The 12,911-nt window shown below is 67.3% G+C and carries 12 protein-coding genes; 5 read left to right on the forward strand and 7 right to left on the reverse strand.

Annotated features, from left to right (window positions below; genetic code table 11):
* Window positions 1-201 precede the first annotated feature (201 nt).
* The 5 genes from U5N23_RS12880 to U5N23_RS12900 all read right to left on the reverse strand — a co-directional run bounded on the left by U5N23_RS12880 (window position 202) and on the right by U5N23_RS12900 (window position 5,534).
* The gene (locus U5N23_RS12880) at window positions 202-1,851 is read right to left on the reverse strand and encodes a sigma 54-interacting transcriptional regulator (RefSeq protein ID WP_322593197.1); all 1,650 of its coding nucleotides are present in this window, start codon (window positions 1,849-1,851) and stop codon (window positions 202-204) included.
* A 177-nt stretch (window positions 1,852-2,028) separates the two neighbouring features.
* Window positions 2,029-2,949 (reverse strand): dioxygenase, encoded by a 921-nt coding sequence (locus U5N23_RS12885; protein WP_322593198.1) that lies wholly within the window; start codon window positions 2,947-2,949, stop codon window positions 2,029-2,031.
* Between the two features lie 49 nt (window positions 2,950-2,998).
* Window positions 2,999-3,991, reverse strand: coding sequence for a tripartite tricarboxylate transporter substrate binding protein (locus U5N23_RS12890; RefSeq protein WP_416208606.1), 993 nt, complete (start codon window positions 3,989-3,991; stop codon window positions 2,999-3,001).
* Window positions 3,992-4,035: 44 nt separating this feature from the next.
* Complete coding sequence (catC, locus tag U5N23_RS12895; protein WP_322593199.1) at window positions 4,036-4,311, reverse strand: muconolactone Delta-isomerase; 276 nt, start codon at window positions 4,309-4,311, stop codon at window positions 4,036-4,038.
* A gap of 32 nt (window positions 4,312-4,343) precedes the next feature.
* On the reverse strand, window positions 4,344-5,534 hold the full coding sequence (locus U5N23_RS12900) for a muconate cycloisomerase family protein (RefSeq protein ID WP_322593200.1): 1,191 nt from the start codon (window positions 5,532-5,534) through the stop codon (window positions 4,344-4,346).
* A gap of 142 nt (window positions 5,535-5,676) precedes the next feature.
* On the opposite strand from U5N23_RS12900, the gene cynR reads away from it, so the two are divergent.
* Complete coding sequence (gene cynR, locus U5N23_RS12905; protein WP_322593201.1) at window positions 5,677-6,543, forward strand: transcriptional regulator CynR; 867 nt, start codon at window positions 5,677-5,679, stop codon at window positions 6,541-6,543.
* Window positions 6,544-7,347: 804 nt separating this feature from the next.
* Here cynR and nth read toward each other — a convergent pair.
* Window positions 7,348-7,986 (reverse strand): endonuclease III, encoded by a 639-nt coding sequence (gene nth, locus U5N23_RS12910; RefSeq protein ID WP_322593202.1) that lies wholly within the window; start codon window positions 7,984-7,986, stop codon window positions 7,348-7,350.
* A gap of 189 nt (window positions 7,987-8,175) precedes the next feature.
* Between nth and U5N23_RS12915 the strand changes: the two genes are divergently transcribed.
* From U5N23_RS12915 to U5N23_RS12930, 4 genes are all read left to right on the forward strand, one after another.
* The gene (locus U5N23_RS12915; protein WP_322593203.1) at window positions 8,176-8,520 is read left to right on the forward strand and encodes a hypothetical protein; all 345 of its coding nucleotides are present in this window, start codon (window positions 8,176-8,178) and stop codon (window positions 8,518-8,520) included.
* Window positions 8,508-9,674 (forward strand): GNAT family N-acetyltransferase/peptidase C39 family protein, encoded by a 1,167-nt coding sequence (locus U5N23_RS12920; RefSeq protein ID WP_322593204.1) that lies wholly within the window; start codon window positions 8,508-8,510, stop codon window positions 9,672-9,674. Before U5N23_RS12915 ends, U5N23_RS12920 begins: the two co-directional genes overlap by 13 nt.
* Window positions 9,656-11,269: a RimK family protein gene (locus U5N23_RS12925; protein ID WP_322593205.1), complete on the forward strand. Its 1,614-nt coding sequence runs from the start codon at window positions 9,656-9,658 to the stop codon at window positions 11,267-11,269. The genes U5N23_RS12920 and U5N23_RS12925 overlap by 19 nt, the downstream gene beginning before the upstream one ends.
* A gap of 121 nt (window positions 11,270-11,390) precedes the next feature.
* Window positions 11,391-11,807 (forward strand): GNAT family N-acetyltransferase, encoded by a 417-nt coding sequence (locus U5N23_RS12930; RefSeq protein WP_322593206.1) that lies wholly within the window; start codon window positions 11,391-11,393, stop codon window positions 11,805-11,807.
* A 158-nt stretch (window positions 11,808-11,965) separates the two neighbouring features.
* On the opposite strand, the gene U5N23_RS12935 is transcribed toward U5N23_RS12930, so the two are convergent.
* A complete protein-coding gene (locus tag U5N23_RS12935) occupies window positions 11,966-12,883 on the reverse strand; it encodes a LysR family transcriptional regulator (RefSeq protein ID WP_322593207.1) in 918 nt (305 codons plus the stop codon).
* Window positions 12,884-12,911 lie beyond the last annotated feature (28 nt).

Here is a 12,911-nt window from a genome sequence, read left to right on the forward strand (position 1 = left end):
AAGCCCTTGATTTGCATGGGATGCGCCTGCCCAGGTACCCTGGCGCAAGGGTTTTCCTGAAGCCTGAAATCGTCAATTGCTGCGCTGCAGCTTGATCAAATGGTGAAGTGCGCGCGTGCCCGCGGCTGTCCATGCGCGGCCGCCCCGGTGGGGCGCTCTGCAAGGGGATGGGTGAGGCCCAGGGCCATGCCCCGGGCCGGATCAGGCCGTGGGAACGCCTTCTTTCTTCAGCCGGTAGGCCAGTTGCGGTCGGGTGATGCCCAGGATGCGCGCCGCTTGCGACAGGTTGCCACCCGCGCGCTGCAGCGCGGTCTGCAGCAGGCGCTGCTCCAGCCGGGCCAGGTCGACGTTGCGGTCCAGTACCTCGGCGCAGATGCCGTCGATGGCGTCGGTCTGCGCACGGGTCACCGCGCCGCGCCCGTCGAGTTGCCCGCCCGAGGCCGGTGGCGCCACGCCCGACAGGTGCGATGCCTCGATGAAGCCCTTGTCGGGCGCCAGCAGCACGGCGCGTTCCATCACATTCTCCAGCTCGCGGATGTTGCCGGGCCAGGGGTGGCCCAGCACCGCGCGCATGGCCTTGTCGGTCAGGCCCAGCACCTTCTTGCGGTACAGCTCGCCGTAGCGCTCCACGAAGCGCTCCACCAGCGCCGGGATGTCGGCCGTGCGCTCGCGCAGCGGCGGTATGGTGATGGGAAAGGTGTTGAGGCGGTAGAACAGGTCGGCGCGAAAGCGCCCGGCCTGCATGGCCTGTTGCAGGTTCACGTTGGTGGCAGCGACGATGCGCGTGTCGAACGGCACGCTGTGCTCGGCGCCCAGGCGCTCCACCTCGCCGGTCTGCAGGGCGCGCAGCAGTTTCACCTGTGCGGCCAGCGGCAGGTCGCCGATCTCGTCGAGGAACAGCGTGCCGCCATGGGCCCGCTCGAAGCGGCCGGCCCGCGCCAGGTGGGCACCGGTGTAGGCGCCCTTTTCCACGCCGAAGAGTTCGGCCTCAATCAGCTCATGCGGTATGGCCGCACAGTTCACGGCGATGAACGGGCCCTTGGCGCGTGGCCCGTTCTCGTGCAGCCAGCGCGCAAAGACCTCCTTGCCCACGCCGGTTTCGCCCAGCAGCAGCACGGTGATGGCATTGTCGGCCGCACGGCTGAGCAGCTCGAAGGCCTCGCGAAAACCCGGCGACACGCCCACCAGCTTGCTGTCGAAGCGCCGGCGCGCCTGCACGCTGCGCAACTGGTCCAGGCCGATCTGGTAGTCGATCAGCTGCGCGGCAAAAGGCTGGGGCTGGAAGTAGGCCACGTAGGCATCGTCGTTCCAGCGCTCTGCCACCTGGCCGACAATGCGGCACAGCGCATCGCCCTGGCTGCGGCACTCCACCTCCTTGTAGACCACGAGCTGGCCCATGAAGGTGCTGGTGTAGCCAGAGGCGTAGCCGATCTGCGTCCAGCAGGCGGGGTCGTCGCCAAAGCCGAAGTCGCTGATGTTGACCTCGTCCTCCCAGGAGTTGGTCCACAGAAATTCGCCGTAGAAGTGGCCCTGCGCGAGGTTGATGTCGAGCTGCACCATCTCCACCGACACCACCCCTTCGATGGAGTGCAGTTGTGGGCCGAGCAGGAAGGCATCGTGCGTCTTGAGGCCGGCGCGCCGCTGCTTGACGGCCAGCTCGCCATCGCGCTGGCCCGAGGCAAATCCCATGCGTATCAGCAGGCCACGCGCGCGCTCCACACCCAGGGAGTCGAACAGCTCCTTGCGCAATGCCGCGAGCGCACGGGCATGCAGCAGCAGCATGCGCTGCTCGTCGAGCCAGATGTGGCCAGTGTCGGCGTTGAAGCGCAGCAGCGAGAGGGGATTGGCCAAGTGGGGTCTCCAGCATTCCACCCTGCAGCCAGACTGCGCCGGGGGATGGTGCGAGTATCGTGCGCCATGGCGCCGGCTAGCACCACGGGGTTTCTCCCGCAGTGCGGGCAGGCCAAGGCGCCACAACGCAAAAAGCCGCCCTCTCTCAGGGGCAGCTTTGTGCGGCGCCGGTGGGGATCAGCCCGGTGTTGCCACCCGCTCCATGCGCGTCAGCGGCAAGGCCTCGTCCTCGCTGGCGGCCTTGGGCAGCACGAAGTTGAACACCGAACGCGTGAACGGCGCGGTGATACCCAGCGATTCATAACCTGCCGGCGCCACATTGCGCTCCAGCTCCACGATCAGCCCGTCGCGCGTGGCAAAGGCAAAGTCGTCATCGATGTAGCTGTCACCGGGAATGTTCACCTGCGTGGTCAGCGTGCGCATGCCGGGCGCTGCCACCAAAAAGTGGATATGCGCGGGGCGCTGGCCATGGCGGCCCAGGGCGGCGAACAGCTCGGCCACCGGGCCGGTCGGCGGAATCGCGTAGCCCGGCGGCAGGAAGCTGCGAAAGCGGTAGAAGCCCTGGGCATCCGTCTCGATGCGCCGGCGCAGCTCGTAGGGCTGCATGCCTGGGAAGAAGTGCGAGTAGCCGCCTTTCTCGTTGGCATGCCACACGTCCACCATCGCATGGGGCACGGGCTGGCCTTCGAGGTCCAGCACCTGGCCTTCCATGATGAAGACCTCGCCCTTGGGCTCGCCTTCGTCCACGCGTACTTCCACTTGGGAGGCGGGGGCTCCAGCCACAAACAGCGGCCCCTCGATAGCGCGTGGTGTGCCACCCTCGCGGCCGGCCTTCTGGTCCGCCTCGTCGGCTCGGATGTCGAGCAGGCGGTCGAAGCCCAGGCCAGCCGTGATCAGGCCCGTCTGGCCCGCGGCACCCAGGCGCGTGAGCCAGGCGGTGGCGGCCCAGAATTCGTCGGGGGTCACGTCGAGCTCGTCGATGGTCTTGAACAGGTCGGTGACGATGCGCTCGGTGAGCTGGCGCACGCGCGGGTTGCCAGGGGCGATCTTCTTGGTGTTGACCAGTGCGAGCAACTGGGCCTGGGTGAGTTCTGCCATGTTCTTGTCTCCTCTGCGGGGTGTTCGTGGGAAGGAATGGATCAGTGGTTCAGTCGAGCTTGATGTGGCGCTCCGCGATCAGTTGGGCCCAGCGCTCGGACTCGCGCGCCAGGTGCTTGGCCAGTTCAGCGGGCGTGGAGCCCACGGGCTCGGCGCCGATGGTCTCGAAGCGGGCCACCACGTCGGGCTGCTTCATGGCATCGCGCAGGGCGGCGTTGAGCTTGTTGACGATGGGCGCGGGCGTGCCCGCAGGCATGAACACCGCGAACCAGGGCGAGACCTCGTAGCCCGGCAGGCCGGCTTCGGCCAGGGTGGGTACGTTGGGCAGGGTGGCCGAGCGCTTGGCCGTGGTGACGCCCAGGGCGCGCAGCTTGCCCGACTGGATGTGCGGCCGCGCGGAAGTAATGCTGTCAAACATGTAGTTGATCTGCCCGCCCAGCAGGTCGGCCACGGCCGGGCCGCTGCCCTTGTAGGGGATGTGCAGCATGTCGATCTGCGCCAGCGAGTTGAACACCTCGCCCGCCAGGTGGATGGAGGTGCCGTTGCCGGCCGAGCCATAGGTGAGCTTGCCCGGCGCCTTGCGCGCAGCGGCGATCACGTCGGTGGCGGTCTTCACCTCGGGCTGGGTGGCATTGGTCACCAGCACGTTGGGCACCACGGCCAGCAGGCTCACGGGCGCGAAGTCCTTGAGGGGGTCGTACGACAGCTTGCCGTACAGCGGCTTGTTGGTGGCCATGCCGATGGAGGTGATCATCAGCGTGTAGCCGTCGGCCGGCTGCTTGGCAACAAAGTCGGCGCCGATGTTGCCGCCCGCGCCGGCCTTGTTCTCGATCACGAAGGGCTGGCCCAGCGCCTGGCCGGCCTTCTCGCCCAGCGTGCGTGCAATCGCATCCATGGCGCCGCCAGGCGGGAAGGGCACGACCCAGCGGATGGGCTTGTTCGGCCAGTTGGCGGCCGGTGCCTGTGCCTGCGCGGCGGGCCATGCGGCCAGTGCCAGGGTGGCGGTGAGCAGGCCGAGCAGCTGTTGTCGTTTCATCATCATCATCATCATTTCTTGTCTCCGGGTCTTGTCTGTGTGTGGGGATGTCAGAGGGCCGAGGGATGCCGTGCCAGCGGCGTCACCGAGATCTTCATGAACGGGAACAGCGGCAGCCCTTGCAGCAACTGGTGCAGCTCGTCATTGGAGGCCACGTCGAAGACGCTGTAGTTGGCGTACTCACCCACCACACGCCAGATGTGAGGCCAGCGGCCGTCGCGCTGCAGCTCCTGCGAATAGGCCTTTTCGCGGGCCTTGATGTCGTTGGCCTGCTCGGCGGGCAGGTCGTGGGGGATGTGCACATCCATGCGGACGAGGAACAGCATGTGGGGGTCTCCTTGCTTGATTGAGTGATTGCCTAAACGGTGGCGGCCTGGCGGCCCAGGTCGATCTGGATGGGCACCTTGCCTTGGCGGGCGCGGTCGAAGCGGTCGAGCTGTGCGAGCGAGACTTCCACGCCAAAGCCCGGGCCGTCGGGCAGCTGCAAGGCAAAGTCGGCAATCGGCATCTGGGTTTCCACGATGTCGTCCACCAGCAGTTGCGGGCCGAACAGCTCGCAGCCATGGTGCTGGTTGCCGAGGGTGCAGAACACGTGGGCCGACGCGGCGCTGCCCAGCGAGGTCTCGAGCATGGTGCCGCCGTACCAGCCGATGTCCGCCGCCTCGGCCACCGCTGCCACCTTGCGCGTGCGCAGCAGGCCGCCGTGCTTGGCCACCTTGAGCGAGAACACATGGCAGGCCTGGCCGCGCGCCAGGGCCATCGCGTCCTGCGGGGTACACACGGTCTCGTCGGCCATGATCAGGGCGCCGCCGCCCAGCGCTGCGGTCAGGCCCTTGAGGGCCTCGATATTCCAGTGCGCCACGGGCTGCTCGATCAGCGTCACGCCGGCTTCCACCAGCTGCGGCAGGTAGCGGCGCGCGGTGTTGCCGTCCCAGGCCTGGTTCACGTCCACGGTCAGCGTGGCGCGGCCTTGCAGGCCGCGTGCGATCTGCGTGACATGGGCCACGTCGTCGGCCGGGGCGTTGGCGCCGATCTTCATCTTGAAGATGTGGTGGCGGCGCTGCTCCAGGCGCAGTTGGGCTTCTTCCAGGTCGCGCTCCACATGGCCGCTGGCCAGGGTCCAGGCCAAGGGCAGGCTCGCGTGCACCTTGCCGCCCAGCAGTTGCCAGGCCGGCAGGCCCAGGGTGCGAGCCACGGCGTCGATGAGTGCCATTTCGACGGCGCTCTTGGCAAAGGCATTGCCCTTGCAGGCCTTGTCCATGCGCGCCAGCGCCGCCTCGAAGCCGCCCGCACCCTGGCCCAGCAAGGCAGGGGCCAGGTACTGGGTGATGGCGTGGTGGATGCTCTCGGGCGACTCTTCGTTCCACGAGGGGCCGCCGATGGTCGCCGCCTCGCCGAAGCCGCAGGCGCCGTCGGCCAGCCACAGCTGCACGATGACCGGGCTCTGCCGGCTGATGGAGCCGAACGAGAGCTTGTGCGGGCGGATGGTGGGGATGTCCAGGATGCGCGCTTCGATGCGCTCGACGGTGAAACCACCGGGGTTGTTCATGGGGGAGGCCTTCGGTCGATAAGCAGGAAACGGTTCAAGGCGAAGGTTAGTTTCTGCTCGCCTGCAAATCCAATGATTCATTTGCAATGCATCGTTCGATATCATCGATGGATTAAAGGCTGCCAACTGAAGGGACTGCCCCATGGAAATCCGCCAGCTTCGCTATTTCCTCGACATCGCGCGCACCGAGCACCTGACGCAGTCGGCGCAGAACCTGTTCGTCACGCAGTCCACGCTGTCGCACGGCCTGCGCCAACTGGAGCAGGAATTGGGCGTGGCGCTGTTCGACCGGCTGGGCCGGGGGCTCAAGCTGTCGCAGGCAGGGGTGGCCTTTCGCACCTATGCGGCGCGCGCGCTGCAGGAGATCGAGGCCGGCCGCATGGCCCTGGCCGACATGGGGGCGCTGCAGTCGGGCTCGCTCACGGTGGGCGTGATCCCGACCTTCTTGCACACCCTGGTGCCGGCGGCGGTGGCGGCCTTCAGCAGCGCCTATCCGCGCGTGAACGTGGTCGTGCGTGACCTGCGTGCCGGGCCCATCGAGGAGCAACTGGTGCAGGGGCAGCTTGATGTGGGCATCGCCTTTTATCCCACCGAGCGCGAGGAGATCGAGACGGAGCCTTTGTTCGAGGAGCGGCTGCAGCTGGTGGTGAACCGGGCCCACCCGTTGGCGCGGCGACGTACCCTGGCGCTGAAGGACCTTGCGGGCGTACCGCTGGCCATGTTGCCGCGGGCGTTCACGACGCGGCGCCTGATTGATGAGAGCCTGCGGGCTGCCGGGGTGGTGCCTTTGGTTCGGGTGGAGATGGAGTCGGTTGAGGGCTTGCTCGATGTGTGCCGTTGGGGGGATCTGGCGAGCATTGCGCCGGAGCGGGCTGCCTTGCAGGCTTCAGACCTGCATGCTATCAATCTGCATTCGCCGGGGATGGTGCGGCATGCGGGGATTTTGTGGCGCAAGGGGGCTTCGAGGAGTCGGGCGGCGTTGGAGTTTGCTGCTTTGTTGAGGCCTTGATTCTGTTGTGTCGCTTCGCTTGGATGGTGCGTGCTTGTATTGAGGGCGGAGGCCGGGGTGTGCGCCCGGCGGCGCAGTAACTTTCTCTTGAGTCGTCAAGAGAAAGTCACCAAAGAGAAGACGACCCCCAGTCTGCGTCCCTCCGCTTCGCTGCGGGCAACCTGCGATGCTCGGGCCTGGGGTGGTGCCGATGAACTCGCTGCGTTCTTCGAACTCCGCTCAAACAGCATCGGCAAGCTAGAGGACGAAGTGCGTGTGTCCTTCGGCACACGCACCCACCCCAGGCCCTGCGCTTCTCGGCGCAGCCAGAAGGGGTGGGGAGCGGGGGGCAAAGACGGCTGCTGCTTTCGCAGCTACGCCTGGGGTCGGTTCGCGCTGCGCGCTGCCCACGATTTGGGCGCAGTCGCTCAGGCGAGCCGAGCGCAGCGAAGGGCCACGGGGCCGAGCGAAGTAAAGGCCCGAGTGGAGCCCGATCCCACCCCCTTCTGACCGTGCCGAGAAGCGCAGGGCCTGGGGTGAGCGCGTGCCGAAGGACACGCGCCTCGTCATCTGGCTCGCCGAAGCTGTTTGACCGGAGCTCCCTCGAAGAGGGAGCGCAGGGAGTTCTTCGGCGTCATCCCAGGACCGAGCATCGCAGGCTGCCCCCTCGCCCCCGGCGAGGGGGACACGGGCAGTGGGGTCGCCTTTTCTTTGCCTACTTTCTTTTGGCGAAGCAAAAGAACAGTAGGTGCGCCGCCGGGCGCACACCCCGGCCCCCGCCCTCAATCAAGGCATGGCCCAACCACCGCCAACAAGGCTCAAGGCTCAAGGCGCCGCCGTCTTCGGCTCAAAGTCGCAATACCGCGGCACCACACACTCCCAACACCGCGGCTTGCGCGCCACGCACACATACCGCCCCAGCAAAATCAGCCAGTGGTGCGAATCCACCGCATACGCATCCGGCACCCGCTTCACCAACTGCAACTCCACCGCCAACGGGTTCTTGCCCGGCGCCAGCCCCGTGCGGTTGCCCACGCGAAAGATGTGCGTATCCACCGCCATCGTGGGCTGGCCGAAGGCCACGTTGAGGACCACGTTAGCCGTCTTGCGGCCCACGCCGGGCAGGGCCTCCAGTTCCTCGCGCGTGCGCGGCACCACGCTGCCATGCTGCTCCACCAGGATGCGGCAGGTAGCCATCAGGTTCTTCGCCTTCGTGCGGTACAGGCCGATGGTCTTGATGTAGCCCTCCAGCCCTTCGAGCCCCAGGTCCAGGATGGCCTGCGGCGTGCCCGCCACCGGAAACAGCTTGCGCGTGGCCTTGTTCACGCCCACATCGGTGGCCTGGGCCGAGAGCAGCACGGCGGCCAGCAGCTCGAACGGGGTGGTGTACTCCAGCTCCGTGTTGGGCATGGGGTTGGCGGCCTTGAGGGCGGCGAAGAAGGGTTCGATCTGCTCGGTTTTCATGGTGGAGAGGGGCCGTTGTTCTTGTCGGGTGCTGCATTGTCCCGCAGTGGATTCTTCACGGCGATTTGACGGCCGCAGCGCGTTTCTTTACAACGAATTTATACCGTGCTGCCTAGACTGCAATGCATGTCCAACCCACTGCCTGCCGCCAGATCCGAAGCCGCCTGGCTCCCTGGCGCAGGCCCCCGCATGCTGCACCCCAGCCCTTCCCTGGTTTCGCTCCACCGCGTGGCGCTCGGCGCTGCGGCCCAAGGCAGTCCCGATGAAATCGTGGTCCTTCCACTGCGGTTGTCCAGCGCCGACGTGCCTGCCGTGCGGCGCGCCCTGCACCGCATCCTGGGCCCCCGGCTGGCCTGCTACCGCATCGGGATGGATGCTGCGCACCATGGCATCTGCGCCCACATCCACCTGCGCCGCAGCGAGCTGGCCACCTGCATGGGGCTGCTCATGGCGGGAATGCCACAGGCCGAGTTCGGTCGCATTGCGCGGCTGACCGGCGCAGGCACCAGCACTGGCACCCCATGCGTGCATTGAAGGCGCTGCCCCCGGCACATTCCAGCGGCCCCATTGGTCTGGGCACGCTGGAGGATGCGCCTGCACTCGATGCCCTGGAGCGTGCTGCGTTCACCGGCGACCGCATTGCCCTGGCCAGCTGGCGGCGCCTGCTGCGCAGCCCGTCGGCGCGGGTCCTGGTGGCCCGCGACGGCGGCGGCAGGGTCTTGCCCGGTGCCTGCGTGGTGCTGCTGCGTCGGGGCACCTTCGTCGCGCGCTTGTACTCGCTGGCCGTCGCACCGCAGGCGCGCAACAGTGGGCTGGCCAGCGCCTTGGTCACCGAGGCCCTGGCCCATGCACGCCGCGCGGGCTGTGCGCTGCTGCGACTGGAGAGCCGGGCCGACAATGCCGGTGCCCACCGCCTGTTCCGGCGCTTCGGCTTCGTGCCGTCGGGGCGCAAAAGCGCCTACTACGAAGACGGCATGGATGCCCTCTGTTTCCAGAAGGACCTGTTCGACGACAAGGGCCAGGGCGCGCACCCGGTGCTCCGCAGCGCGCGCCACTACGGGCAGACGCTGGACTTCACCTGCGGCCCCTGCGCGTTGCTGATCGCCATGTCGGCGCTCGATTCCACCACCGTGATGGACCAGGCTGCCGAGATACGGCTGTGGCGCGAAGCCACCACAGTGTTCATGGCGGCCGGGCATGGTGGCTGCGGTCCGTTCGGCCTGGCGTGCGCCGCGCTGCACCGCGGCTTCGAGGTGTCGGTGTATGCCGCCGCAGGCTCCTCGCTGTTCATGGACAGCGTGCGCGAGCCGCACAAGAAGCGCGTCATCCAGCGCGTGGAAGACGACTTCCAGGCCGAGCTGGTGGCGCGCGGCGTGCCCATCTTTGCGCTACCGGTGTCTGCCGAGGGGGTGATCGAGCAATTGCGCCTGGGCCACGTGCCCATCGTGCTGATCAGCTTGTGGCGGCTGCACCGCGAGAAGGCGCCGCACTGGGTGGCCATCGTCGGCTTCGACGGTGCGGTGTTCCGCGTGCTCGACCCCATGGCCCGCTCCGGCGAGAGCGACGGCGGCATGTCGGTGAGCCTGGCCGAGTTCAGAAAGATCGCCCGCTACGGGCGCCGCCGCCAGACGGCGGCTGTCATCATTGCAAGCAAGAAAGAAGTTCCCCCGTGTCCTCAGAACATGTGATCGTGGTCGAAAAGCGCTCCGACTTCCGCTGGAGCGACCCTGGCGTGAAGATCGTCACCGCCGAGGAGTTCATTGCCGAAGGCCCCCTGGCGCGCAGCCGCGTGCGCAAGGTCACCAACCTGTGCCGCAGCTACAGCTACCTGGGCATCGGCTACTACTGTTCGCTGCTGGCCGAGGCGCGCGGCGACCGGGTGACGCCGGGCGTGGAGGCCATCCTGGGCCTGGCGCGCGGCAAGGCGCGGGCGGCTTCCATCGCCGTGCTCGACCGGCTGGTCGGCCCCTTGTCCGGCATACCGCGCTCGGTCAGTACCCTCACGCTGCAGGTGTTCTTCGGGCGAACGGAAGATGCCGAGTTTGCTGCGCTGGCACGCAAGGGCTTTGAGCTGTTTGGCTGCCCGCTGCTGGAGATCGTGGTCGAGCGCTGCGATGCCCCGCAGGGCTGGCATGTGGCAGCCCTGCAGGCCCTGGACCCGCGCGACGTGGACACGCACCGCGACGAGGTCTTCACCGAGGCGCTGGGCCACTTCACGCGGCGCAGCTGGCGCCCCGTGGCGGCCGTGGCCGCGCCGCGCATGGACCTGGCCATCCTGCACGACCCCGCCGACCCGCTGCCGCCGTCGAGCGCCGCCACGCTGTGCAAACTGATCGCCGTGGGGGACAGCATGGGCATTGTGACCGAGCTGATCGAGAAGAAGGATTTCTCGCGCCTGCCGCAGTTCGATGCCCTCTTCATCCGCGAGACCACGGCCGTCAACCACCACACCTTCCAGTTCGCCAAGCGGGCGGTGGCCGAGGGCATGCCCGTCATCGACGACCCGGTCTCGATCCTGCGCTGCACCAACAAGGCCTATCTGGCCGAATTGCTGCGCGGCCACGGCATTGCCACACCGCGCACGCACATGCTCAGTCGCCGCACACTGGCGGACTTCCAGCATGGGCTGGCCTACCCGGTGGTGGTGAAAGTGCCCGACGGCTCGTTCAGCCGCAGCGTGAAAAAGGCCGACCACTTTGCGCAACTGCAGGAGATCGCGCGCGAGATGCTCAAGGAGTCGGAAATCATCCTGGTGCAGGAGTACATGTACACCGATTTCGACTGGCGCATCGGCATCCTCGCGGGCCAGCCGCTGTTTGCCGCCAAGTACTTCATGTGCGACGGGCACTGGCAGATCCTGCAGCACGGCGACAACGGCCAGTACACAGAGGGCCGCACCCAGGCCGTGCCCCTGCCCGAGGTGCCGCCCCATGTGCTGGCGGCCGCCACCAGCGCGGCACGCCTGGTCGGCGACGGCTTTTACGGCGTGGACCTCAAGTGCAATGCCAGCGGCGCCCATGTGATCGAGATCAACGACAACCCCAACCTGGATACCGGGGTGGAGGACGCCATAACCGGGGATGCCGTGTACCGCAGCCTGCTGGGCCACCTGCTCACCCGCATGGAGCAGCGCCTGCACCGGGGGCAGGGCGGTGCGGGCAGCCTGGCTGTGCCGGGGCTGCAGGCGGTAGATGGCGCAGCCGTGCAGATCACCCCGCTTCTGTCGTCGTCTGTCGCCGTCTCGGAACTGAGGTCCGCGACACGCACGGCACGTTGCGCCTGATCAGGCAGGCGCCTGCGCCCTTTTGCAAACAGGCAACTTGCGGCCCATGCGTGGCCAGGCGGGTCGGTGCGCAGGACCCAAGGAAAGCAATACGTCGGCTGAAGAATTGCCTGTGTGACTTATGAACGAGTTGGAAACATCTTTTGCACCTGAAGCCCGGGAGCTTCAACACCTGTCCAAAGCAGTCATCGCCCACGACCGTGCATCGGTCGGAGCAGGGCACCCCCAACCCCTGGCCTGCCTGGCGCGCGACAACGGCCATCTGATCGGAGGCGCAGCAGGCCGGATCGAACTGGACCGGCTGTATGTGGAATACCTCTGGGTGGATGCAGCGCACCGGCGCAAAGGCCTGGGCCACAGGCTGCTGGCCGGCATCGAGGGTGCCGCCAGAGGTGTTGGGTGCAACGAATGCCTCATTGAATCCCTGTCGCCAAGGACGGCGCTGATGTATGAACGCGCCGGATACCGGGGCTATGCCCAGATTGACAACTACATCCCGGGACTCAATTTGTACGTGCTTCTCAAGCCGTTGATCTGATGGTGCATCACGCCGTTCACGATGTACTGTTCGTCGGAGTCGTCATTGTCGCGTTCTTGCTGGCTTTTCAGCTGGGAAGAAAATTCACTGGCTGGCTGGAGCGTGCCTGCGGCGCATGCAAGCGCAAAAGCAAGGACACCCCGGTCCCGTAGGTGTCTTCAGCCCGCCTGGCCCGCCACCAACTGCCCGCGCAGGAATTCGAGGAACATGCGCACCCCCGCTGGCAGGCTGCGCCCGCCCAGCGTCTGCACCTCCACCGCGCGGGCGCCCATGCCGCGCTCGCGGATCTGCGCGGCGTGCAGCTCGCCGCGGCGCACGCGATCGCGCACCGTCACCTCGCCCGATATCGACAGTCCACCGCCGTGCAGCACGAAGTGGGTCAGCGTCTCGAAGTGGTTGCACACCAGCACCGGCTCGAACACCAGGCCGCGCTGGCTGCAGCCGATGTCGAACAGCTGGCGCACGGTGTTGTCGCGCTCGGGCAGGGCGATGGGGTGGGGGTGCATCTGCGCCAGGGTGATCGATTTGAAGCGCGCGAGTGGGTGGTCGGGTCGCATGATGGCGATGACCGGCGAGGCCTCGCGGTGCTGCACGCTGATGTCGCGCTCGGCCGCGCGGCTGTAGGTCAGGCCGATGTCCGCGTCGCCGTGCAGCACCGCCGTGGTCACCGCCGCCGGGCTGGCCACGCGCACGTGGAACTGGATGCCCGGGTACTGCGTGCGGAACTGCGCCATCACGCGCGGCAAAAACTCGATGGCAAAGCCGGCCGAGCTGCACAGCCGCACCAGCCCGGTGTGCAGGCCCTGCAGCGCCTTGATGTCGGCCACCACGCGGTCGGCCTCCAGCGCGCCGCGCCGCGCATGGGCGGCCAGCATCTCGCCGGCCGCGCTGGGTGCCATGCCGCGCGGGCGCCGGTCGAACAGGGGCACGCCCAGCAGGTCTTCCAGCGCTGCCACCTGCCGGCTCACGGCCGAGGGCGACACATTGAGCCGCGTGGCCGCCTCGCTCACCGAGCCGCTGCGCACCACCTCCAGAAAGTAGCGCAGGGCCGTGTCCTGCAGGCGGCTGGAGAGCATGGGTGACCTCATGTGGTTTGCGTAAAAC

Source organism: Acidovorax sp. (assembly GCF_034519795.1).
Classification (GTDB): domain Bacteria; phylum Pseudomonadota; class Gammaproteobacteria; order Burkholderiales; family Burkholderiaceae_C; genus Acidovorax.